The 25,343-nt window shown below is 41.2% G+C and carries 12 protein-coding genes and 1 pseudogene; 4 read left to right on the top strand and 9 right to left on the bottom strand.

Translation table 11 applies throughout. From position 1 onward, the window contains the following. The first annotated feature begins 286 nt into the window (after positions 1–286). Both RMZ41_RS04855 and RMZ41_RS04850 read left to right on the top strand, forming a co-directional pair. Positions 287–1,234, top strand: coding sequence for a LysR family transcriptional regulator (locus RMZ41_RS04855; protein ID WP_322640484.1), 948 nt, complete (start codon positions 287–289; stop codon positions 1,232–1,234). A gap of 86 nt (positions 1,235–1,320) precedes the next feature. Next, positions 1,321–2,382 (top strand): anthranilate phosphoribosyltransferase family protein, encoded by a 1,062-nt coding sequence (locus RMZ41_RS04850; RefSeq protein ID WP_322640645.1) that lies wholly within the window; start codon positions 1,321–1,323, stop codon positions 2,380–2,382. A gap of 245 nt (positions 2,383–2,627) precedes the next feature. On the opposite strand, the gene RMZ41_RS04845 is transcribed toward RMZ41_RS04850, so the two are convergent. Continuing rightward, positions 2,628–4,052 carry an LCP family protein gene (locus RMZ41_RS04845; RefSeq protein ID WP_322640483.1) on the bottom strand — a complete coding sequence of 475 codons (1,425 nt, stop codon included), beginning with the start codon at positions 4,050–4,052 and terminating at the stop codon, positions 2,628–2,630. A 286-nt stretch (positions 4,053–4,338) separates the two neighbouring features. Next, positions 4,339–4,701, bottom strand: coding sequence for a hypothetical protein (locus RMZ41_RS04840; protein WP_322640644.1), 363 nt, complete (start codon positions 4,699–4,701; stop codon positions 4,339–4,341). A 197-nt stretch (positions 4,702–4,898) separates the two neighbouring features. Here RMZ41_RS04840 and RMZ41_RS04835 point away from each other — a divergent pair, with 197 nt between their 5' ends. Beyond that, complete coding sequence (locus RMZ41_RS04835; protein WP_322640482.1) at positions 4,899–6,053, top strand: AI-2E family transporter; 1,155 nt, start codon at positions 4,899–4,901, stop codon at positions 6,051–6,053. 24 nt (positions 6,054–6,077) lie between these two features. Here RMZ41_RS04835 and RMZ41_RS04830 read toward each other — a convergent pair whose 3' ends face one another. Next, on the bottom strand, positions 6,078–7,409 hold the full coding sequence (locus RMZ41_RS04830; protein ID WP_322640481.1) for a serpin family protein: 1,332 nt from the start codon (positions 7,407–7,409) through the stop codon (positions 6,078–6,080). Between the two features lie 419 nt (positions 7,410–7,828). Continuing rightward, positions 7,829–9,424: a S8 family serine peptidase gene (locus RMZ41_RS04825; RefSeq protein ID WP_322640480.1), complete on the bottom strand. Its 1,596-nt coding sequence runs from the start codon at positions 9,422–9,424 to the stop codon at positions 7,829–7,831. A gap of 154 nt (positions 9,425–9,578) precedes the next feature. Between RMZ41_RS04825 and rpe the strand changes: the two genes are divergently transcribed. Continuing rightward, positions 9,579–10,286 carry a ribulose-phosphate 3-epimerase gene (gene rpe, locus RMZ41_RS04820; protein WP_322640479.1) on the top strand — a complete coding sequence of 236 codons (708 nt, stop codon included), beginning with the start codon at positions 9,579–9,581 and terminating at the stop codon, positions 10,284–10,286. A gap of 845 nt (positions 10,287–11,131) precedes the next feature. On the opposite strand, the pseudogene RMZ41_RS04815 reads toward rpe, so the two are convergent. The 5 genes and pseudogenes from RMZ41_RS04815 to RMZ41_RS04795 form a co-directional block, all read right to left on the bottom strand. Continuing rightward, positions 11,132–11,464, bottom strand: a pseudogene (locus RMZ41_RS04815) (HetP family heterocyst commitment protein); the annotation flags it as partial. Positions 11,465–11,637: 173 nt separating this feature from the next. Beyond that, the gene (locus RMZ41_RS04810; protein ID WP_322640478.1) at positions 11,638–11,844 is read right to left on the bottom strand and encodes a hypothetical protein; all 207 of its coding nucleotides are present in this window, start codon (positions 11,842–11,844) and stop codon (positions 11,638–11,640) included. 1,448 nt (positions 11,845–13,292) lie between these two features. Further along, positions 13,293–15,743, bottom strand: a complete 2,451-nt coding sequence (locus tag RMZ41_RS04805; protein WP_322640477.1) for a GH116 family glycosyl hydrolase — start codon at positions 15,741–15,743, stop codon at positions 13,293–13,295. Between the two features lie 237 nt (positions 15,744–15,980). Further along, positions 15,981–16,286 (bottom strand): hypothetical protein, encoded by a 306-nt coding sequence (locus RMZ41_RS04800; protein WP_322640476.1) that lies wholly within the window; start codon positions 16,284–16,286, stop codon positions 15,981–15,983. Between the two features lie 56 nt (positions 16,287–16,342). Then, a complete protein-coding gene (locus RMZ41_RS04795; RefSeq protein ID WP_322640475.1) occupies positions 16,343–25,063 on the bottom strand; it encodes a CHAT domain-containing protein in 8,721 nt (2,906 codons plus the stop codon). Between the last annotated feature and the right edge of the window lie 280 nt (positions 25,064–25,343).

The following is a 25,343-nucleotide window of genomic DNA, read 5'->3' as shown; positions in this document are numbered from 1 at the left end:
CAGATTCACTTGAGTTTGCACAGAAAACTGTTGCTCAAACTCTATAATGTGATGAATTAAAAATTTTATCTAAAAATTGATCCATTTAAGAGGGAAATAGTCAAGTAATTTTCCGCGAAAAATGCCAATAAATTACATAAAAAGCGGATAATTAACGATAAACTCTGTAAAATCTGATTTACACAAATTTAAATTAGAGGAGAATACTTGTAACAAACCCTACTAAATTGCGGTTAAAAATCCGTTAACTTAATGAAACCGATAAATGTAATTCAGGCTACATAAAATGCGCCTAGAGCAGTTGCAAGCCTTTCTAGCGATCGCACAAACCGGCAGCTTTCAACAAGCAGCGCGAACATCTGGTGTTACCCAATCTACAATTAGTCGCCAAATCCAGGCATTAGAAGCAGATTTGGGTGTAGAACTTTTTCACAGAACAACTCATGCAAAATTAACGCTGGGAGGTGAATGTTTATTACCCCGTGTCCGCAAAATTTGCCAAGAATGGGAGACAGCTACACAAGAATTAGCTGATTTAATCGCCGGAAAGCAACCAGAACTTTGCATTGCGGTGATTCACTCCTTATGTGGATCTTACTTGCCTCCAGTGTTGCAAAAATTTTGTCATGCTTATCCAGATGTGCAATTGCGGGTGACTTCATTGGGAAGCGATCGCGCCTTGAAAGTCCTTAAAGATGGATTGGTGGATTTAGCAATTGTGATGAATAATCGCTTTTTAACCACCGGTAGAGAAATGGTGGTAGAAGTACTTTATGATGAACCAATAGAAATTTTAACCGCAGCCAATCATCCCCTGGCACAATATGAATGCGTCCCTTGGTCGGAGCTAATTCGTTATCCCCAGGTGGTTTTTAAAGATGGTTATGGGATGCAGCGCTTAATCCAAGATAGATTTGAGCGAATGGAAGCTACACTCCAAGCGGCTTTAGAGGTAAATACCCTAGATGCCTTCCGGGGAGTGGTGCGCCAAGGAGAACTAATCGCTTTGCTACCTCAGTCAGCATTACTGGAAGCGCGTTTTGACCCTACCCTAGCGATTCGTTCCTTAGAAAATAATAATATTAGTGGTTTAGTGGATGGTTCCAGTTTGACTCGGCGGGTAGTTATGGTAACAACTCAAGACCGATTGCAAATTCCCCCCATCAAGCACTTTTGGCAACTCGTGTGCGAAAATATCCCATTACAAATTGACCAGCAGCGATCGGCTTCATGAACCGTCATTAGTTATTAGTCATTGGTAATTAGTCATTTTTACAAAGGACAATGAACAAATGACAAATGACAAAGGACAAAGGACAAATGAGCAATGTATTTAGGGAATTACTGAAAAAAGTAGGTAGCGGAAACCACACAGGCGAAAATTTAACTCGTGCTGAAGCAGCCAGCGCTACTAAAATGATGTTGCTGGGTGAAGCGACACCAGCCCAAATCGGAGCGTTTTTGATTGCTCATCGAATCAAACGCCCTACGGGGGAAGAGTTAGCAGGAATGTTGGATGCTTATGATGAATTGGGGCCAAAGCTGCAACCATTCGACTCTGGACAACCAGCGATCGCTCTTGGCATTCCTTATGATGGCAGAACCCGCACAGCACCAATTAGCCTGGTAACAGCTTTACTACTCGCCGCAGTTGGACAACCAGTAATAATGCACGGTGGCGATCGCCTTCCAACAAAGTATGGCTTACCCCTAATAGATATTTGGCAAGGTTTAGGAGTCGATTGGACTACTCTACCACTAGCAAAAACCCAGCAAGTTTTTGAGCAAACAGGAATCGGCTTTATTTATTTACCTCAGCATTTTCCCTTAACTATAAGTATTTGGGAGTACCGCGACCAACTTGGCAAACGTCCGCCATTCGCAACAATGGAGCTAATTTGGTGTCCTTATGCTGGGGATGCTCATGTAATTGCCGGGTTTGTTCATCCGCCGACAGAAGGGATGTTTAAGATAGCTCTAGGGTTGCGGGGAGTGACCAAATTTACATTAGTGAAAGGATTGGAAGGTAGTTGCGACTTACCGCGCGATCGCACTGCAATTATCAGCTTATCTCCATCTGTAGCATCCCAAGAGGTAGAAAGATTGCACCTCGCACCACGAGATTATGGCTTTACTACCAAAAACGTACCCCTTGGAACTACTGAAGAATTGGTGGCAGATATTCAGGATGTTTTAGCAGGTAAACCAGGCGAACTAATGCAAACAGCCTTGTGGAATGGCGGATTCTACTTATGGCGGAGTGGTATTTGTTCAAATATGCCAGAGGGTTTAGCGAAAGCAAAAGAATTATTCACCAATGGCGCAGTAGCAGCTAAACTCAAAGAACTCAGCCAGTCAACCCCTTTGAGGAATTCAAAATGACGCTCTCTACGAGACGCTGCGCGAACGCGGACTCGCTCTAAGCAAGCCATGCCGTAGATTTTACGCTGCGCTAACAAAATTCAAAATTCAAAATAACAATCCCCATAAATAAATTCAGTTGCTCTGTATCCTTTGCATTTTTGCTCAGTAAATTCCCTTTCAGCAGCATTTATGTCAGTATAAACACTTCGGGACTTCAGAGTGCTAAGATAATTCGCAATTAATTACGAATTACGAATTACGAATTATTTACTCAGCCCCTTCTCCAAAATAGATTTTTGTTGCAACCAATCTTGACCGACTTGAATACTGACATCTGAGCCAAGATTGCCAGTACTTTCCACACGTACTTCACCAAATCCCAAAGTCTCACGAATTGATTCGGCACTGTTACCATCTCCTTGCTGGGCGACAATATGAGTCACATCTAAAGGTTCACCCCACGCCTTAGCTACATAGATGTTGCGATATCCAGATTTTTCCAATGCTCTAATTAATGGTTGGAGATTAGAGCGATCGCCACCTGTACTATCTTGAATTGCTACACGCAAAGAGCCTGGGTCAGTCGCGGTCGCCTGCTGTTCCTGTTCTGACTCCAAACCAAAGTGTTGAGCCATCAGTTTAGCAATGCCATTTTTATTGGGCAACCAATAGCTAGCATCAAACTCGCCTTTCTCACTAAAGCGACCTGGCAGCATTAACATTTGCATATTAGAGCGATTTGTCCGTACCCCAAAACCCATTAGCGCTACTAACTCTTCAACCGTTAAATTGGTATCGATGTGGTCTTTAACTACATCCAGAACTTTAGGTAATTGAGCAACGGTAGCTGGGTTGAGTGTTTGATCCATCAAAGCACGAATAACCATTTGTTGCCGTTGAATCCGACCAATATCTCCGAGTTCGTCATGGCGAAACCGCAGCAATTGCAGTGCCTGTTCACCACCGAGATGCTGCTTACCCGCCTTCAAATTGATGTACAAATGCTGAGAATCATCTTGATACTTCATATTTTTGGGGACGTAGACTGTTACGCCTCCTAAAGCATCGATTAGCTTGGCAACTCCCAAAACGTTAATTCGGATATAGCGATCGATTCCCGCCCCTCCTAAGAGATTACTGACGGTTCTGGCAGTTAAAGCTGGCCCACCCTCCATATTGGCAGCATTAATTTTTTTCACTCCATGCCCCTCTATTTCTGTGCGGGTATCTCTGGGAATGGAGAGCATAATTATTTTTTTTGTCTCTGGATCGAATTTGACCAAGAGCATGACATCAGAAAGACCATCAAAGGAGTTTACCTGGGGCAGATATCTCAGGTTCTTCGTGTCTTCAGGAGGGTTTTGGATATCTGGGGGAAGTACGCTCATCCCCATAACCAAGAGATTGACTGGGCGAGTTAATTCTGAAAATCGCATTACACCTCCAGAAATGCGATCGCCATCAAAAGCTGCCTCCTCCTGTGGACTTAGCTGGGCTTGCTGCAAAGGCGTACTGGTTAAAGACACCGCCAAAAGTGCCCCTGCTGTTGCTGACACCATTGCAATCCCACTCATCCCTACCCAAAACCACAACCAACGTCCAGATTTAGAATTCTGAGAAATTTTTTTATTGGACTTTGAGGCTTTTCCCGACTGGTTTTCTTCCGCCGAACTTCTTTGAATGGTCACAGACTTCCTCACACTTACTCAATAATCAAATTCGGTAAATTTGTAAACTAAAAACATCCAAACAAATCAACCCATAATAACTAACTCTTAATTATCAGTGCTAACTTTTTTCATGTAGTGTCAACCACAACACTTATAGCAGCATTTTTCCTTCTTTTGGGCCAACTTAGAGATGTTTTACTGAAGTATGGCAATAATAAACTGGATTTGACTAGATATATAGATAAATCAACTATAATTTTTTAGGAAATAAGTAAAATTACTGAAAAATTATCATCCTAAAAAATTAAGATAAGTACTTTCCAAACACTCGTTCGGCTATTGTACTAAAGCCTGGTAAACGTCCAGATTTGCCCTGCATCAAGCGCAGAATCAACCAGACACTCACTATAAAGTAACCCGACGTGAGAAAACTATTCAGGATAAATAAACGTAGCGAAAAAAAATCTGAAGTTGTGGCTCCGGTACTTAATAATAAATATCCCAACAGCCAAGTAAATGCCAAAGTGATAGACAGACGGCTAACAGCAACTTGTTCCCGCCTGCCCTGTCCCCGATAGAGAGTCCACAAAGATGGAAAAAAGCCGACGATCGGAATCAAATATAAAAGCAACTGAGTTTTGGGAATTGGGCATTGGGCATTGGGCATTGGGCATGGCGTAATAATCAATAGTTCTTCTTCCCCTGCTCCCCTGCTCCCCTGCTCCCCAGTCGCCTTTGGTTCAAAATTATTCATTGGGGTTAGTTTAACTCCTATAGCTAGAAAGATGAATAAGACTCATATAGTTAGCGATAATAAGCTGTAAAGAAAGATTTAACCTAGTTCTATCCCGCAATTAGCTCAAAATGCAGACACGCAAGCTACTCGACTGGTGGCAAACATTCACACCAATAGCGCGAATCGTGGCGATCGCGTTATTCGTTCCGCTGCTAGTTCTAAATGGTTGGGCACTTTCGGTATTTTTCAATTATTTCCATTCTCTCATAGTCATTTTAGTGGGAGCCTCAGTCTTAGCATTTCTGCTCAACTACCCTGTGAGTTGGATGGAACATCAAGGTGCTAGGCGAGAGCAAGTCGCTATCTTAGTATTTCTCTTGGCTTTATCGATTTTATTAGCATTGGGTGTGACGCTGGTTCCCTTAGCCCTTACCCAAGCTCAACAACTGGTGGCTCGGTTGCCAGAGTTGATCGACTCTGGACGCTCTCAGCTAATGATATTAAACGAAAAAGCGGAGACTTTTGGCTTACCCATTAACCTCGATGCTTTGGTTGTACAAATCAACGATCGCGTCAAGGGACAACTGCAAGCGATCGCTGGACAAGTTTTAAATCTGGCGGTAGTTACAGTCACAAGTCTTCTAGATATCCTCTTGACGATGGTTTTGACTTTCTACCTTTTACAGCATGGGAGCGAACTCTGGGAAAGTTTAGTGGAATGGCTACCCTCTAAATTCCGCGATCCTTTCTCTAAAACAGTCCGTCTCAGCTTTCAAAATTTCTTCATCACCCAATTGATTTTATCCACCTGCATGGCTTCAGCCCTCATTCCTACCTTTTTGTGGCTGAAAGTGCCATTTGGGTTGCTATTCGGCTTAACTATTGGTTTGATGGCTCTCGTCCCCTTTGGTGGTTCTGTGGGCATCGCTCTGACTACATTATTGGTAGCACTGCAAGATTTCTCAATGGGTGTGAGAGTTTTAATAGCAGCAGTAATCGTACAGCAAATTCTCGAAAACTTAATTGCCCCCCGAATTTTAGGCAGTTTTACAGGTTTAAATCCAGTTTGGATTTTAATTTCAGTTTTAACAGGGGCAAGAATTGGCGGACTATTGGGTGTAATTGTGGCAGTACCCACAGCTGTTGTGATTAAAACCGCTTTAAGTGCCTTGCGTCCAAACGATAGCGGCACGGGGGAAATAACTGCACCCGTTGCAGCCAACGAATCTCCAAAAACTGACCCTAAAAACACTCTGAGTATTTCGGAAGCAACATTACCTTAAGGAGGCTGGAGGTTTCCTGCCTCCTTATTGTGGTTCAATAATCGAACCCATAAACAAAACGTTTCCCGTTTGATTATTTCTAATCGCACAGAAGAAGGGACGATCAACAATCATTCGGAATGGTTCTAGTTCGTCTCTTAAAGATGTTGCGACTATTCCCACCGAAGTAGCCGCAGCCGCTTCAGTCCCTTCTTCATTTACTTCAACAAAAGTTTTATGCTTAACTTGGCTAATGGCAAAATTTTTACCCATACCAGAAAAATTAGCTTTGCTGCTGAAAGCCTCTCCCATGCCTAAACTTTTCAAGGCATCATTGAGTGTAACTTCGTAATCTGTTTTGAAGCGGGGTAGCCTAATAAACCCTTTTTGTTTGTTGAACTGAGTCATCCATTTTTCCCAGTTTTCAAAACTCAGGTTTTGATATAAGGCTTTCAGATTAGAGTTCTGTTTGGGAAGGAATATATAAAAACTGGTTTTCCCATCTTTACCGTAAGGTAAACTAACCGCCTGAAATTGTTCATTTTCATAATATCTATAGTCACCTTCTTGTGACATCATCAGGTGTTGCTTTCGTCTACTAGGTGTGATGTAAAAAGGGTATTGAGCAGTTTGTTTTTTGTCAAATTCGTTACTCCAATTTCCTTTAAAATATATGGCATTAATTAGAAACAACACTTGATCTGGTTCAATTTTTTCAACGATTTTATTAATTTTACCTTTAGTATTTTCTGTTACCCAGTTATTTATAATACTAGATGCGACGGCATCTTTAAAGTTTAAATTGCTGACCTTAGCTTGATAGAAATCCTGGGTTCTCTTGAGGAAATCTGGTACAAAGCTAACATCTTGATTTGCCCAAAGCGAATTAGCAATACTCAGTTGTACTTTTGCATCCTGATTGTCTAAAAGCTGCTTCAATGCCGCCGCGTAAGCAGAATTAATTTCTGGTAGATTCATTCCCTGTAATTCCAGGGTTTTTGCCATTGCTTGTTGAGTTGAGCCGCTAGCGCCGTTGTAGGTCATGGCGAGAGCGATCGCTATACTTGAAGGTGAGATAAAAATATTATTCTCACCTTTATCATCTTTCAGAACTTCTGAAAACAGTTTAAAGCCAAACTTATTGCTAGACTCAACTATTCTTGTATCAGGGTTGAGTGTTTTTTTTTGCAATGGAGTTTCTGGTTGAGGTAAACTAGATTGGGCAAGGGCGCTTTTGTTACTCTCAACTTGAGAACACCCTAATACACTGAATAGAACAACACTTGCAGCTGCCAGAGCATAACGTCTGCCTAGACTCACACCATAACGTCTTTGCAGAAAATACTCTTTCGCATCACTAAATTTTTGCCGATTCATTCTGCTACCTCACTTGCCAAAGATTCCCGATCTGTGCTGATGATTGACGCAGGCGCTGTGTCAATGATTAACTATTGCATTTACTCCAATAGAAAATTAGACTGTTACAGTTTTTGTAACAGCCAGTTAATGGCTCAGAGGAATTAAACACGACTTATTGAAGCTGCTAATTCTTAATTGAGGCGGCTATGCAGAAAAATTATGGAAAATTTCGATTTTGACGGAAATTTTCTATTTATCAATAACAGTATTGTAGACTACCTAATCACAAAATAGCCACTATTCTTACTTTTTAAAGATAAAATCACATTTCTCAGGTCACAAAATACCAAAGTTTTTTGGGGCGCACACCTATGCGTTGTTTAACATAGATTAAAAACGCTGTAAGTTGACACAGATAAAAATTGTGCGCCCCTATTTTAATTTATAGGTACACTCCACCAAGCTAAACTGTAGGGTTGAGTCGCTTCATTTATCTTTTGACGAAACTGGACACGGATTTTGTAATTGCCATTAGCAGGAACGGGGCAGAAAATATGTTCTATACTATCAATTTGGCTAATTGAGGAGCAAACAGCACCAGCATTTGAATTTTGAGCATCAGCTTTTACTAAGTATAGGTCGAGATTATTTAAACCGCGATCGCGGAAATTTTCGCCCACATCATATTGCTGGTTTTTATTTTTATCGTTGAGTTCCACTAATCGATCCCAACTCAGGGTGACAGCAACAAAACTTCCCTGTTTTAAAGGTTTAGCTAATGCATAGTCAATAGACGCTCCCACATTAACTTGGCGATAATCCCAACCAATAGCCGGAACCGTAGCTGATGGCTGCCATTGACCAGCACTAAATTGCTGATAAGCGCGAAATGCATTTAAATGACCCGCTCCCATTTGAGCATCCAAAGGAATTTTTGGATCTTTATAAGCATCAGAATCTAGCCAGCTTTGATTTTGTTTATCAATTAGCGTCCGGCTCATTCCCAAGCGTAAGCCATCACCGCTATCTTGGATTTTGTCTGCTGAATTCAGCAATATGGCTTTCATTACTTCATGATGCCGAGAATCGATGCTCCAGTTGGGTTGTTTTGTCCGTATTTGTCGGTCAGAAAATTCTTGTAATAGAGCGACAGTAGCCGTAACTTGAGGCGCAGCAAAACTAGTACCTGTAACCTTGTTCAATTTGCCATCTGGATTGAGCAAAGGAATATTATTCCCAGGAGCGACTAAATTGATAGCGCGACGGCCACCAATATCAAATTCCCTCCCAGCTAGTCTTCCACTCACTCCTTGGTTAGCACCCGCCAGATTAGCCACATCTACTTTGTTAAAAACTCCCCCTCGGCGGGATGAAAAAGCCACGTTCACTCCGTTAAAATTATCTGTAGGAATAGGAATACCGCCTTTACCTTGATTGCCTGCGATCGCATACAAAACATCATGAACCCGGCTAGACCAGTCAACACATAAAGTTAGTAAAGCATTGCCGTCTAAAATAGCCTCTGGTCTAGGGTCGCGGCTCAGAGGTTCACCAAAACTAAAATTAATCGCACGGACATCGCCACCATTTTGTAGCGCTATGTGCTGGGCGGATAAACACTCTTCTGGCTGACCCATGCTTTTAGTAGAACCCACGGCAGACGAATACAATCTTGCTCCTGGAGCAATTCCTGGCAAAGCTTTGTCTTGACTTACCATCACACCAGCAACATTGTAGGCGTGAGGGTCAACACCGCTATTAGACTTAGCTGGCCCATTGCGTAAGAATACTCCCGCTAAAGATATGGCGCGATTTTTAGACACCGCTTTATCCCACCCAAACATTCCCGGACGACCAATTTCCACTTGACCAATAGCAATCTTACGACCGATTAAATTATAAGGAGCTTGGTGTAGCTTCAGAGCATCAATACCGTTAGTTCCCAAAGCAGATTCTAAAGCCGAAGCAATTACCGGCGCACTCAGACAAGAAGCACTTAATCCCCAAATTATCCAGGTTAGTTTTTTAGTCATTTGTTATTTGTCATTTGTCATTTGTCATTGGTCAAGAGTTATTATTCTCTCTCTGCTCTCTACTCGTGCAAAAAGACTGGGATCAAAGTTATGAGTCTTGCTCAATGTTTTGTTACAATGCTTACAGACGAGGACGCTTAAAAACCCACTAGCCATGACCCAAAACCTATCTCAAAAGCCCATTGTAATTTCTCCATCTATCCTATCAGCCGATTTTAGCCGTCTGGGTGATGAAATTCGCGCTGTAGACGCGGCCGGAGCAGATTGGATTCATGTTGATGTAATGGATGGTCGTTTTGTACCTAATATTACGATAGGCCCTCTGATTGTGGAGGCGATTCGTCCGGTTACAACCAAGCCTCTGGATGTCCACTTGATGATTGTGGAACCAGAAAAGTATGTAGAAGGATTTGCTAAGGCGGGTGCTGATATTATCTCCGTACACTGCGAACATAATGCTTCTCCGCATCTACACCGTACCTTGGGGCAAATTAAAGAGCTTGGTAAGAAAGCTGGAGTTGTACTTAATCCTGGTAGCCCTCTAGAGCTAATTGAATACGTTCTAGATTTATGCGATTTAGTACTAATTATGAGCGTCAACCCTGGTTTTGGTGGTCAAAGCTTTATCCCTGGTGTGTTACCCAAAATCCGCAAGCTGCGTCAAATGTGTGACGAACGCGGTCTTGACCCTTGGATTGAAGTGGATGGAGGACTGAAGGCAAATAATACCTGGCAAGTTTTAGAAGCGGGAGCTAATGCAATTGTCGCTGGTTCAGCTGTATTTAACGCTAAGGATTATGCTGAGGCTATTACATCAATTCGCAACAGCAAGCGTCCCGCCCCAGAATTAGCAAAAGTTTAATTCATTTTTAGATTAACCATTTTAAAAAATAGGGTGAGCAATTAGCGCACCCTATTTTTATTTGCATATAAAAAAACTGGAAATTCAAAACTTAAAGAACTTCCAGTTTTTACTAAATAAATTAAAAATTTAGAAAGCAGAGGTAATCCAAGTTGGGAGGACTAGGATTACAATAATCGAAAGAGAAGCGTATTACCTATTAGTTCTACCAGCCACGACAACGATTTAACCGTAACTTTTCTGTTTCCGCTCCTATTATTGGTGTTAAGCGTTTGCTTTAGTTAATAAAGCAACACCAACCACAGGATAGAAAGTTTTATAAGCTTTACTTACATCGTCTGCAGTCGATGAAAGGTGTGTAAAATCTGGATTGGGGGAATCCACCTCCCCAAATTTACTTTGCTCAGACTTCCTCAGAAAAAGAACCACCGATAGTAACGGTTGCTTAGTTGGTCTTGGTATAGGAGTTATTTACTCCATGAAATCCTGACTAGTTTTGTAATCATTTTGATTTATTTCATAGTCAGAACTAATCATTGATTTTAGTTTTTTAATTAACTTACTTGTCGGTAATCACCTCTATTTAAGTTAATGTTGTAGTTGTTATTAGTTTACCAATTTCGTCAGTATTTATTTGCCATTTTGCCAGATTTTTTTAAATATAAAATTAATGACTCCTATAGAAAACCTACCATGCTATAAATTTTAAATTAGCATGGCAGGCTTTCAGATATTCAATCAAGTTTAGGGCAGAACCTATTGATTCCAAATTGTTTTTAATTGACTCCACAGTATTTCAAGGATATAGCGATTTCCTTGATTGATGTTGGTTAATTTAGTTATCCCAATCTCTGGTCTAAACTACCACCACGGATTTCTGTTTTTTGCTTTCCAACAACTTCAAGATAAGCAGGTCTGGAATCATTAGCATGTTTCAGCATTTTTAGATTCTCACTTTGCTGTTGTTTTGTTCTGTTGGTTTGAGAGTTTTCTTTGAGCAATCGGTTGTAGGTACGATACGGAATGTAATGGAGAGGATTATAACCAGTAAAACGTAGCATTAAAACACATGCCCAGGAGTACTTTCCAGCAAGAATTGCTTCAACTACTTTGTCAAATTGTTGAGCCTTCACTGTTGTATCTATGTTACTACTAATACCAGCCATTTCTTGATTCATCATAGTGTTTAGTTATCTTGGATGAAGTAAACTAGTTCAGTTTCTGCGATTATTAACGTTTAAATTGAGGTTTACAAACTGCATTAACTTTTTTGCAGTTCATTGAATCGCTTTCGGGAAATTATCAGCAATTTGGCAGTGTAGGATGTTGATGATGGCTACAAATCCATCAATCAACAGATGCGTACATAACTTTCCCAAACTTTGATTTGCTCCCACAGCTTTGAGTGGTAAAGATAAAGGCTGTAACTTCCCTGCTGTTTAAGCTTTACCTTGGCGCTGTTGAGCAGAGTTTTGGTAATTTTGGCTGATAACTCCCCTAGTAAACTAGTTTTGACAAGAGCTAGCTTGTAGTAGGGATATAAATTATATAGATTCATTGCTGAACTGTCCCCTTGGCTTGAGGTTTCGACTGCATTTGACCTGATGATTTTTCTGATAAACTAACGTTTGATTAAAAACAATCGAGTTTTTAACCAACTTTATTGGCTGCTCAATCCTGTTAGTAGGTTAAAGGTAAAATTTATCTTTTGTCTTCTCATTTGAATGGTAGGACAAAAGTCTCGGCGTAGCTCTCGATAGATGCAGTTTTGTTCTTTGAAAGTTTATCGACTCCTAATTCAATAAATTTTCTGTGTTAAAACGCCTGTATTTCTTATTACTGCTTCATTAAGCAATTTCCGGCAAGTTTCCATATTTTTTTAGCAGTTAAGAAAATTTATTTATCTTTGAGCTTTAACAACGCCATTCGTATATATACTATTTTTCGTCGTTAATGTCATCCACTATATTAGTAGATTTGTAAGTCAAATTTACTGAATTTATTTCGATATGTACTTGCGTATTGTGCAACTTTGAATTTTGTCCTCTTTTACTAATTTATGAGGGGTATGACCCCCCATACAATCTCAATTTAAACACTTTATTATTGTCGAGTCGCTAGAAAATATTACCATTAACTATGATGTAAAACAACTTATAAAAATCGTAAATTTAAAGACTCAAAACGTCCGTAGCTATAGCATTGAACATATTTTATAATAGGTTCAATAAGATAATGATATTGATTATCCTGATGTTTCTTAATTTACAAGAACTACAGCTTTAGCCTATCTAAATAAATTCACTGCAAACTGCTCATGAATATTTCATGATTATCAGCTAGTAATTACAGCTAGCTTAGGTGTAAAAAATTTCTAGTTAGTGATAAGATATATGGTAAGCTAAAATTTTTATTAATAAAATAAATAATAATTTGGTCAGGATGCTTTTACTAAAAAATAGTAGTTTAAGTTCATAAAATATTAGAAACTTTAGTAATATAGACAGATAAAATTAACACATAATATCGTTAATTTTATTTATGATTCACTTATGTGTGTCTTAATATTTAAAACATTTCTCAAGCTGAGATTACAAATGCTGTGGCAGTTGGGGTAAATTCTAGAAAAAACTACCAATTGCTATGAGTTTGTGATGAGTGCCTTGCTCAACGAGAATACCTCGGTCTAAAACAAAGATATAGTTGGCATAAAGTAGTCTGGAATTCTCAATGCTTCAACTCTTACCATTACTGAAATTTTCCTTCGCTTCCGGAAACACTCGGAAAATCAAATCACAAATTTAAGTTTGCTCTCTCAGATAAAGATAGGCTAATTTTGGTAACGCATATTATAGCGGTTCTCAATTGTATGAAATACATACCAAACCCCCAGCCATTCCCTTGCAGGAAAGGGGAGTAAGATTTAAAGCTTCTCTCTTTTTAAGAAAAGGGTTTGAAGGGAGGTCAAAGTGTATTTCATACAATTGAGAACCGTTTTGTAGCGAATCAATTAATAACTAAGTAAATTCCCCAGATTGCCATTGCCCGTAAGTAAGTGCTAGCGCGGAAAGTACCAGCTGCGGTGATAGCTTCAGGGGTGCGAAATTGCAAACCATTGTCATAAATTTGCTGGACTACAGCTTGTGTTAATCTCAAGGCTTCATCCTTCATTCCCATTTGCACAAGAAAAGCCGCTAGCCCAAAGTTTATCCCTGTCCAAACTTCTAGGGGATGAGTAGCTTTAGGGTTTTCTGGTGAACCGTCAGGACGAACACCATTAGCAGCACCAAACTCTGCATTGCAGAATTTTAAAAAGCAGGCATCATAAACAGTTTTCAGGGCAGAAAGGGCGCGATCGCTCGGTACAATATCTGGTAAGTCTAAAAGACGCGCGTAGAACTGTCCGCACAACTGATCTGCCATTACCACATCGGAACCACTTTCACTATCAAGTTTGTAATATTGGCCATTCCAGAGTTTTTCTTGGTAAATAGGAAGAGATTGTTGTAACCAAGTTTCATAGATGGATTTTTGAACCGCCATCGCTTTTAGCGTCTCCCCTTGGGAGAAGCCGCCAAGGTCGCCAAGTTTGTGAGTTAATAAAATATCGCTAATTGCGATCGCAGCCTCTAACGCCGCTAACCACAAACCCCCACAATAGGCGCTAACACCCTGCAACCGCCAATCATCAAAGGTTTGATCGGGCGCACCAGAATTTTCGGGAATCCCATCACCATCAAGGTCAAAAGTTTTCAGATAGTCAAGGGTTTGAACGATCGCAGGCCAGCAATCTGCTAAGAATTCTACATCGTCAGCACCCGTGAGCAGAAAATCACGGTATACTTGCAAGACAAAATCGCTACCTAAATCTTTCCATAAATTGCAGTCTTGATAACTGGTATAGTTGGTTTTCTCCCAAACGTGTTCATTGGGTGCGCCTAAATCGTGGGGTGTTGCACCTGCGACTTTGCGAACTGCGATCGGGCTTTCAGCTTTGATTGTCATGTAATAGCCAATTATCCGAGGTGTATCATCACCTTGAGGAATTGCCCGTGCAAATGCCCGAATCACTGATTTTTCTAATTCTGGAAACAGCATCAGCAGGGCAAAAGAACCATATAACCGCACATCTAGACTTTCATACCACCGATAATCTAGACACTCCAGCACCGCAAACTGACCGATGGGGTCAAGTTCTGATGCAGCACTCCAGAGAGTACCGCCGCTAGTGAGGTCGTAAAGCTCATTAAATAGAGCCATTTTAAACCAGTTGGGTAAATCTTCCCGGTCGAGAATGGGTTTTTGCCAACTTTGAATTTGCGATCGCCAGGTTTGGTATTCTTGTAGTGCAGTAGATGCGATCGCCCAAGCATTTTTACCACTTCTATCAAAAAAATCTGTATATCTGCGATAATAGTTGACTCCGGCGGCAAATTCTGTTACTGGTAAATCCCAAGCTAAGACAAAGGGGATTTCAAGAGTTTCACCTGGTTGGAGAGTGAAACGAAGTGCGATGCCTGCGGCCGGCGTAGCCATCGCAGCCCCTAATTGTTCACCTTCTGCGACTGGATTTGTATCTATATAATTGGTTAAAGAACCATCTTTCGCAAAGCTTTGCCACACCTCATCACCCGTTCCTTCCGGATTCCAGCGAGTGTGGTGAAATACTTCCACTTGAGGATGCTTCAGCGTCGCAATACACCAAGTTCCGTCACCTTCTTGTAAAGGTTTATCATTACCAACCCGACCTAAAACACAGGCAAACTGTTCTGTATTTTCAACTATCTGGTTATAGTTCCCTTGACTTTCGCCCCAGCGTGGTTGGTATTCGTAAACCGGACTACCATCATCGCGCACCCGCACTTCGGGAGATTTGAGAGCGTTTGTAAACCAGCCCACCATATTTTGCCAAGTGAGCATGATGCTGAGAGTAATCGGTGTATTTGTCGGGTTATGGGCATTCCAGAGGAACGTTGCCACAGGATAGCTAGTTTCTTGATAATTACCTGCCCAAATAGGGGAAAATTGCTCACAAGTCAACTGTGCTTGAAATACATTTTCATACACAAACCAGCTACGTGGGTATAGCGCGTGATAATTACCTGTCCCTTCTGAAAGTGTTGGATACCATTGCCAAGCTTTGAGAGTGCCATCATCGGGCGCTTGAGTAGATAAAGCGTAGGCTTGAGAAGATGTGCCATTGGATTCAAATACACTGAATTGACAAGCGGGAACGTTTTTGAAGGTATGTTCACCGCCGTCTATGTGCCACAGGTTAAAATCTCCCCGTGAAGAACGACCGATGCAACCTGCACCAAAGCCACCTAGAGGCATACCATGCCAAGGGCCATCATCAATATTACTTGCGTAGCGAACAGTATAAGGTTTGTCCCAGCCTAAACCGATAGGACGGCTCCAAGTGCAAGAGGGAATTTTCGGAGAAAGTTGATTTGTCATCGCCTAATGTTACAGCGTGCAGTTACGTCAATGAAGACTAGCGCGATGTGTGATTTTTCTCAAGGGGCGCAGCGATATCAAATCATTTATCAATAAATGCAGAAGGAATGAGAAAAACTGCCCTCCTGCCCCCTGCCTCCTTAAATCCTTAAGTAGTCGGACAAAAATATTTACAGTCATTGCGAACGCTTCATTCACAATGACATTATGTTAGGACTTACGCACTGTACAAATTAATCATGGTATGAATTTACGAGAATAAGTTATTTCAGGCTCAACGGACTTGTGTTCTGAACCAACAGACTTGTGTTCTGAACCAACGGACTTGTATTCTGAACCAACGGACTTGTATTCTGAACCAACGGACTTGTATTCTGAACCAACAGACTTGTGTTCTGAACCAACGGACTTGTGTTCTGAACCAACGGACTTGTGTTCTGAACCAACGGACTTGTATTCTGAACCAACGGACTTGTATTCTGAACCAACGGACTTGTATTCTGAACCAACAGACTTGTGTTCTGAATCAATCGTTATGCACATAATAGTCATATTGGACAGTGCGTAAATCCTATGTGTAATTAATTCTGTCTGACTACTTACCACGGGCTACCAATCATGGTAAATGGTGCCCAGTAAAACGGATGGGAGAGATTGCCAACGATATTCTGCTTTAAGTAGGTTGCCATTTGCGGTGGCAAAGATATACCTTGTTTTACGCCAGTTAATTGATTACCTTCAATTCGCACTTTCCCTTGAATCATTGCTAACTGTGCTTGTCGTAGTGCTTCTGCTTTAATTGGTGCAGTCTTTAACTCGTTGTAAAACTCCGTCATTAGCCCTAGAGTTCCTGCATCTGATACATACCACAAACTGGCAATAGCTGACTTCACACCCGTCTGTATTGCTAACCCCGCAAAACCTAACTCCGCCTGTTCATCCCCAAAAGCTGATTTACAAGCACTTAAAACCAGTAATTCCACGGGTGGTTTATTCCATCCCAACTGGCGTACTTGATCTAAGCGCAGTTTGGTATCATATAACTGAATATATGATTTACTTGAGTCTCCAGATACAAAGTCTACGTGAGTTGCTAAGTGAATCATCCCATAGGGGTTTTGCTGGCGTTGTCCCTTAAGATTCTTTAGGGTAAAGTCTTTATTGAGCAGGAATTTACCGCGCCACAGTTTTTGAATAATGGTAGAAACTTCCAGAGGCACAGCCTGTAATGGATTTTGGTTTTGGTCTTTGGTAAATTCACTAGCTCCCATTGCCAAGAGTTGGGAGTTTTTGATATCAACGTAACTAGTATCAGTCAGGCTGAGACTGGGTAACATTCCCAAACTGTATTTTTCAATCAGAAACTGTTTACCATCGTGAAGTGCAGCTAAGGGAATGGAACGTAAACCTGCATCCATTACAAAAGCCAGATTTTTAATGCCTTGCTTTTGCAACTCTGCTTCTTGGGGCAGAATGAGCCATTTATATAATTGCTGTGCTGAAATTAAATAGCTGGTAGTAGCAGCTTTGTTAACATCTGAAATTTCATTGTAAAATTTCTGAGCCACTCGTAAAACCTTTGCTCTAGTCACACCAGGAAGCCGCTTACGGATAGGTTTACCCTCAGCAGTGACAATAACTAAATCGAGAATGTCTTTATCTTTTGCCGATATCTTGCTGCTAGGAGTAAACTGGGCATAAATAATTGCTGGTTTGACACCTGTTTTTGCCTGAATTTCGGCTAGGGTGGCGCGTGCATCTGCCAAAGATTTGAGAGAACTTCCCCTTGATTGTCCTAGATATTGGTCAAACTGGCGTGTGGCTTGTTCATCTACTTCTGCAAACGCTGTGTCAATTAAAGCTAAAGAATTGTTATTAGCTATTGGTGGTGGGCTAGGTAGAGGCGGCAGTACGGGTGGTTGAGGATCGGTGTTTACAGATGATGAGGTAATTATTTGAATATTACCTTGTGTGTAATTACCAGTATAAAATTTGTTAGGCAAAATAGCATTGTTTGAGTCAGTAGTTATGGCTCCAGCAGTGCCATTGGTGTCGGCGTTACCGACTACAAAGGGTGTAGTACCATTACCCCCGTGGCGGATAGTAACTGCACCGCTACTAGTTCCACCAGATGTAGAAATACTAGCATTGATGCCATTGCGATCGCTAAATGTCCCAATAGCTCGGAAAAAGCTATTTGTTGTAATATCTACATTACCGCCAGTACCATTAATTCCACCTTGGGCATTGATAGAAGTAACCTCAATATCATTCTCTGGATCTAGGGTAATATTACCGCCATTACCAGTACTAGAACTGGAATTTAATACTCCAGCTTTAATACTGTCTTTGGCCTCAAAATTAATTCCTCCACCATTTGTTGTAATATCTTGAGTTGTAACCACTCCGCTTAAGCTTTGGAGGGTGACATTATTATCATTAGTGACAATATTATTAGTAGTAACTCCCAAAGGTGCAATGAGGTTGACTATTCCACCTTTTCCGTTAGTAGCGTCTGAAAATAACGAATAGGTGAGGATAGAGCCGTTGGTAGAAGTTATATCAATATTTCCACCACTAGTTCCGCCTTTAGTATTGATATTAAAAGTTGTAATGCTGTTATTTGCATTCAAGCTAACTGCACCACCATTACCAGCCAAACCGTTACTGGAATAAGATAATGTCTCTATGTAATCGTTAGTGATACTACCATCTGTGCTAGTAAAATTTATTGCTCCACCATTACCTGTTGTACTACCCTCAGTGCCAGAAAATACATACCCTGTAACAATATCATTTTTAGCATTCAGCGTAATGTTGCCAGCATTACCTACTTTACCCCCATTTGCTGCTGTATCTGATGCGAGGTCAAGTGTATTAATGCCACCATCAGTACTAAAGATGTTTATTACACCACCATTACCAGCTGAACCAGCGCCATAAGACGAACTACCATAAGAAGAGGTAGTCGCGGACTTTATCTTAATATCATTCTTGGCAGTTAAGGTGATTGCGCCACCATTACCAGAAGTGCCGTTACTACTACTAGAAGAATGGCTGCTGAGGTCGCTGGTGGTGATAGTACCATTTATAGCAACTAGCTTAATTGCACCTCCAGTATCACCGATACTAGAAGCATCTAAACCACCCTTTGATTCTGCGCCATTATAAACGAGATTACTGATGTCAATATTACCGTTGGTGCTAGTTAGGGAAACATCTCCACCAGTTGAACCATCAGAGACTATGCCACCAGCAGTAATGTTGCTAAAAGCGTTGAGCGTGATTTTACCACCAGTCCCTCCTGATGAATCTATTTCGCAGGAACTATAACTTCCACACACTAAACCGCCAATAGTGTTGATTCCACCATTACTACTGACTATTTGAATTTCGCCGCCTTTGCCTTTGTCACCACTAGCGTTGATATCACCAGTAGTAATGTTACCAGCAGCTTGGAGGGTGATATTGCCACCGTTATTAGAGCCAACATTACTTTGAGTGAATAAACCCACCCCACTAAAAATATTACCGTTGGTGCTAGTGAGGGAAATGTTACCACCTTGGCCACTTTCGCTACTGGCGTTTATTGAATCACTGCCTGTAATAATGTCGCCTACAGCATTGAGAGTTATATTACCACTTTTGGTATTACCAGTTGCAGACATACTACCAGTATTAATATTACCAGTGGCGGTAATATTAATATCTCCTGCTGTTGCTACTTCGCTTAACTGTTCGCCTGTTCTGAAATCATCAGATAAGTTAATATCGCTGCCTGCTTTGAGGGTGATGTTGCCAGAAGTACTACTATAGTCAGAATAGGAACGGATAGAATTTGTAGTTTCAATACCGCCGTTGTTGCTGGTAATATCAATATTTTTGCCATCGGTCGTGATGCTGTCAGTGGTAATTTTTTGATTTGCTAACAGATTAATTGAGGCATTATCTGTACCTGTAATTGACCCAGTTGCTATTATTGAACCTGCTCCAGTTGGAGTTTGAATTTTTACGGGGTCGTTGAATGTGGTATTGTTAATTGTAACTGCACCGCTACCATCATTATGTCCGATGGTGATGGAACTGAAGCCATTCTGTAGGGCAGCTAAGTCAGTTGTAGTCAGATTTAAGATATTTGTACCAGTGTCAGAGGAATCGCTAAGGCTAATATTTTGACTAGGCGTGAAGGGTTGAAGTAAAAAATTACCGCTTCCGTTGAAAGAATTCGCCCCTCCCAGGAGGTTAATCTCATTAGCAGTTAGGGTAATGTTTCCAGAGCCAGCGAGAACTGAACCTCCACTGGTAAAATTAATGCTGCCATTGTTGCTGCTAATAGTAATGTTACCACCACCTGTAGTCCCATCAGTGCGAATACCCTGAGTGTTGATATCATCTTGAGCATTAAGATTGACACTGCCACCAAAACCGTTTGGTGAATAGACATCTATTGATGGGAATGGTGCTGCTGCTATGCCGATATTTATTCCACCACCGCTATTTACCAAAACATTACCAGGAGTATTAGCGATCGCATCCAGTTGTCCCCCAACTGTAATATTACCGCTAGTAGTATTGAGAGTAATATTCCCTCCTTTTGTAGCAGTGGGAGAACCTGCACTAATACTCGTTGCGACATCTATACCATTATTTGCCTGGAGTGTTACATTTCCACTGGTGTTATTGCTATCAGTATTGATCCCATCGCCAATATTAATGTTGCCAGCAGATTGAACGTTGATGTCGCCGCCATTCCCACTGTTATAAGAAACATTAGAGAATAAACCACTAGCAACGATATTGCCTGTACTGGAAGTCAAGCCGATTTTGCCACTATTGCTGGAACCTAGATTGCTAAAAATATTACCCAGAGATAAACTACTTCCTAGAATAGAGATGTTTTTCCCTGCTGATGTAATCTGACCTGATGTGACTGAACCGTTACCCGCATTGATGGTTGTAGTACCTACTCCAGTCAAGGTTAGTGGACTGTTAAAGTTGATATTGCCAGTGGTGGTAATGTTACCTGGGACGGTTGTGTTTATGCCAGTAATATTGAGGCTAGCTAGAGGATTTGTACTACCAACGTTATTACCAAAGCTAATATTGCCTGTACCAGCAGCAAGACTCAAATTACCAGCCCCATCTATTGTATTAGCGAAGCTGATGTTAGCATTACCAGAGTTAAGCGCAACATTAGCCCCATTGCCAATTAAGACTTTATTCAGGAAGTTGATGGGTTGATTATTGTTAGTGATACCTGCGTTCAGGGTGGTTGTGGGAGCATTGAGAGTAACTGAAGCGTTATTTGTACCTGTAATTGCACCGTTAACAAAAATATTACTGAGAGAAGTAATTGTGAAAGGGTTGTTGAATGTGACGGGGTTGATTGTAATTGCACCACTACCATTATTACTGCCGATGGTGATGGAATTGAAACCATTTTGTAAGACGGCTAGTTCAGATGTAGTGAGGTCTAATGTTCCAGTACCACTATCGCTAGTTCCGCCAAGGATAATATTTTGACTAGGCGTGAAGGGTTGCAGTAGTAAATTACCAGTGCCAATAATTGGATTTCCCAATGATGATGAATTGGGATTAATCTCATTTGCCGTTAGAGTGAGATTATTGCTGCCAGCGTCTAGCTTACCACCAAATGCAATCTTACCTGTTCCGGCATTGAAGATAGTATTACCAGTTAAAGTAATAATGCCACTTAGGTCGATATCCCCGTTAGCGGTGGTGATATTATTGGGGGCGGTAATATTTGCTGACTCAACTATAAAACTATTCAATGGCTGTGTGTTGCCAATATCACCTTTAAGTACAACGTCGCCGACACCTGCACCGGTGGTAAGTTTCAAGTTATGAGAACCATTAACCGTACCATTTAACGCGATCGCATTACCTGAACCTGCGTTGAAAATGGCATCATTGTTAAGATTCAGTGGACTGGTAATACTGATATTACTATTTGTGGTGATGTTGCCAGAGACGTTTGTGTTAGCAGCACTGGTGATAGTAAGGCTAGTGAGTGGAGTTATCCCACCAATAATGCCACCAAAGTTAATGTTACCTGTCCCGGCAGTTAGGATTAAATCGTTATATCCACTGTTATCTCCATTAACTGTATCAGTAAAGTTAATATTTCCTGGGCTATTGCTACCAGTGCTAAAAGTGACATCACTGCCAAGGATAACTTTACCATTCAAGTTAATGTCGTTGCCCTTGGTGGTTAAATTGCCAGTAGTAATGCGATTAGGAGCAGTAAGTGCGATCGCTCCGCCAGTTCCATTGGTAGAATTAGCATCTATGGAGCCTGTAATAATATCGCTTATAGCTTTAAGAGTAACAAACCCACCATTGCCGGAAGTGGAACTAGTTGTCAGATTGCTGATATTAATTGAACCACCAGTGGTTTGAGCATCGATATTACCACTACTGTTAGTTCCGCCTGCATGTATTGCGCCAGTGTTAATATTTCCTGCTGCACGCAGAGTTACTGTGTTACCTGTTGGAGCATTAGGGGCATATACGGCTACTTGACCACTAGTAATTTCGTTTTTAACACCAATCGTACCATTTTTACTAGTTAGGTTAATTGCCCCACTAGCCCCAGAACTAGATTGAGATGCCACATAATCTGCGATCGTAATATCACCAGCACTGGTGACATTGATATTAGCAGCAGTGCCACTACCTGAGACAGCATTTAAATGGGGGGTAAAAGTTTCACCACTAGCAGAAGTAAAATCATTAACTGATACAAAACCATTAGTGCTGGTGATGGAAATATTACCAGCATTAGCCCCAGCAAAGCTACGAATTGCACCAGTATTGATGTTACTGCCAGCTGTGAAAGTAACAGTACCACCTATTCCACCATTATCATTGGCTTGAGCGCGAACAAAACCCGCAGTTATAGAGTTAGCAGCATTTAAACTAACATTACCTGCTGTACTCCCAACACCTACACTATAAGATTTGAGTTCATCTGTAGTTATAGAACCACCACTGCTGCTAACAGAGATATTACCACCGTTACCTATTCCTAAAACATTTATAGGGTAAGGATCTGAGAATGAAGTAATAAATCCTGTTTTAATATCTCCAGGGGCAGATATATTAACAGTTCCACCATTACCTAAATCGGAGTCGGCGGCTATAAAGCCAGTCTGAATAGTACCGCTATTGCTAGTAATTGTAATGTTGCCACCATTGCCATTTGCAGGAATAGGGTTGGAACCATTATCTGCTGATGAATTAATATATCCTGTTTTTACATTTCCAAGGGCAGATATATTAACAGTTCCACCATTACTTGATAGGGAACTGGCTGATAAATTCCCAATGTCAATAGTACCGTTATTAGCAGTAATAGTAATGTTGCCGCTATTGCCCTTTGGAGCAAACGCATTGATGTATGAAAAATTGCCTAAGTTAGTATTTATATTGCCGTTATTGCTAATAAAGGTAATATTGCCACTATTAGCAGTAGATATAACATTGGGAACCCCTCCAGCAAAACTTTCTACACAGTAACTGGCTAAAGTGCAATTCAGGGAGATATCGCCGTTTGCTGTCAGAGAAATTGGGCTACCGCCATCATTTGAGAAAGAGGCGATGCTACCTGTGACAGAAATTTTACCACCTGCATTAAGTGCGATCGCCCCACCCTTACCCGGATCGGTAAAGGTATTTGTTGCACGAAGGCTTCCTGTAATGATATCCCCTGTAGCAGTTAAGCTAATGGGGCCAGCACCACCATTTGAGTTATCTGTCTGAATATTCCCCACCTGAATACTTCCAGATGGTAAACCCAACGCACTTATTGGCGATTGGAAAGTAGTTGCTGGCGAACCTTGAGATGAAGGAAAATTCTCAGGTATAACTGAAGCCAAACCTGCCCGCAAAATTAAAGCACGGCTGGTAGTTAAGGTTGTAAAATCTGGATCGGAAACCGGAATACTCCCACTTATATCGGGCGAATTAATTGTAATATCGCCACCCTTAATACTTCCTGTCGCTTCAACTTTTAGCGCTGCACCTGTGTAATTCCCAAACTCTACATCGCCATTAGCCCGAATAATCGGGTCGTATAAACTAACAAAATTACCCGCGCCTCCCGCCAAATTCTGAATTGAAAATTGCCCACCACTGAAAAAGTGAGCATCTCCAGAAACATTACCATCGCTAACTAAACTCAGATTTCCACCACTGACAAACGGTGTCTGCGGATGATTTAGCGCCAGGATATCAATATTCTGATTCCCTTGAATCTTCAGATTCCCGCCAGCTTGTGCCGAAAAGGAATTTGCTACACTATCGCGTACCCGTACTGTGTCTTTAGCTAACAGGTTTAAATCTCCTGTTGTCGTCAGTTGACTCTCTGGTAGTGTCAAATTATGTGCAGCTGATAAAGTTGCTGTCCCAGATGTGACGTTTTTGACTACCACATCCCCAGAATTCACCCTAATTCCAGAACCTAAGAGTTCTACTTGTCCATTACTATTAACTTTCAATTGATTGGCGTTACCCACACCAGCACCGGTTAACAACTGCGGTAGACTTGCGGGGTTAACGGATGTAGCTGACGGGGGTTGAATTTCTAAACTTAGCAGATGTCCAGGTTGGCTGATGCGTAATAGGTTTTCACCTGGAACGGCGGCGACGGTAATATTACCTCCTGGTGCTGATAGCTGTCCGCTACTGATGACAGTGCCACCAAGTAAATTTAAGTTTTTGCCAGTACTAACTGCTAAATTGCCAGAATTAACAATACTCCCTGGTTGAGAGGTTGTGAAAGCAAAGGTATTGGGGGTTCCGACAAAACTGGTGTAGTTGTTGTTACCAACTGCATTAAAGGAATTTGACCCAAAACCGATACTGTTGGCGGTGGTGGCGGTGAAATCAGCAGGTACATTTAAGCTGGCGTTGGCACCAAAAATAATACCGACTGGGTTCATTAAGAAGAGGTTAGAATTCCCACCAGTAACTTGTAATAGTCCGTTAATTACTGAAGGATCGCCACCAACCACACGCCCTAAAATGTTTTGAATATTCGGGTTAGAAAGAAAATTTGCTATTTGGTTGGAGTCTAGTCCAAATTTTTGGAAGCTGTGAAAGAGATTCGCGCCATCTCTAGAAAGACTACCACCACTGATATCTAATTGGTTGCCGTTGGGGATGACAAGAGAACCTGTACCGTCAGTAGCTGGTGTAATAGATTGTGCTTTCACGAGAACGATCGCCTGGAAAACAGCAACCAGGGCGATCGCTTGAGTTAGCAAATATAAACCAATTTTTTGAGCTACAGAATTCATCTCAATCCTTGTATAAATAAAATTCCCATTTCATTACAATGTCGCCTATGCAACAACATAAGCGACATCAGTACAAGTATGGAAGTTTCCTCAAAGATAAGATAAAATCTACGGTATAATACTTATAAAACCTTTCTATTCAAGAAACAACAAATACCTTCAATAGTCTTACCAATCTTGATTTGAGGTTTTATGTGCGTTCAAGAAAGGCGTTCAAAAACCAAATACCCACCGATCTCAATACTGCTCGGGTAAAGCATTTTTAACTCGGAATTGGATT

It is taken from the genome of Nostoc sp. DedVER02 (assembly GCF_034530675.2).
Taxonomy (GTDB): domain Bacteria; phylum Cyanobacteriota; class Cyanobacteriia; order Cyanobacteriales; family Nostocaceae; genus Nostoc.
Note: the sequence above shows the minus strand (reverse complement) of the source record. Positions and strands in the feature narration are given on the sequence as shown.

What these genes read in the sequence shown, in the direction of transcription:
- RMZ41_RS04830 (WP_322640481.1), bottom strand. Translation starts at nt 7,409, where the DNA reads ATGAATCGGCAAAAATTTAGTGATGCGAAAGAGTATTTTCTGCAAAGA.
- RMZ41_RS04850 (WP_322640645.1), top strand. Translation starts at nt 1,321, where the DNA reads ATGAGCAATGTATTTAGGGAATTACTGAAAAAAGTAGGTAGCGGAAAC.
- RMZ41_RS04835 (WP_322640482.1), top strand. Translation starts at nt 4,899, where the DNA reads ATGCAGACACGCAAGCTACTCGACTGGTGGCAAACATTCACACCAATA.
- RMZ41_RS04800 (WP_322640476.1), bottom strand. Translation starts at nt 16,286, where the DNA reads ATGTGCATAACGATTGATTCAGAACACAAGTCTGTTGGTTCAGAATAC.
- RMZ41_RS04810 (WP_322640478.1), bottom strand. Translation starts at nt 11,844, where the DNA reads ATGAATCTATATAATTTATATCCCTACTACAAGCTAGCTCTTGTCAAA.
- RMZ41_RS04795 (WP_322640475.1), bottom strand. Translation starts at nt 25,063, where the DNA reads ATGAATTCTGTAGCTCAAAAAATTGGTTTATATTTGCTAACTCAAGCG.
- rpe (WP_322640479.1), top strand. Translation starts at nt 9,579, where the DNA reads ATGACCCAAAACCTATCTCAAAAGCCCATTGTAATTTCTCCATCTATC.
- RMZ41_RS04805 (WP_322640477.1), bottom strand. Translation starts at nt 15,743, where the DNA reads ATGACAAATCAACTTTCTCCGAAAATTCCCTCTTGCACTTGGAGCCGT.
- RMZ41_RS04855 (WP_322640484.1), top strand. Translation starts at nt 287, where the DNA reads ATGCGCCTAGAGCAGTTGCAAGCCTTTCTAGCGATCGCACAAACCGGC.
- RMZ41_RS04825 (WP_322640480.1), bottom strand. Translation starts at nt 9,424, where the DNA reads ATGACTAAAAAACTAACCTGGATAATTTGGGGATTAAGTGCTTCTTGT.
- RMZ41_RS04840 (WP_322640644.1), bottom strand. Translation starts at nt 4,701, where the DNA reads ATGCCCAATGCCCAATGCCCAATTCCCAAAACTCAGTTGCTTTTATAT.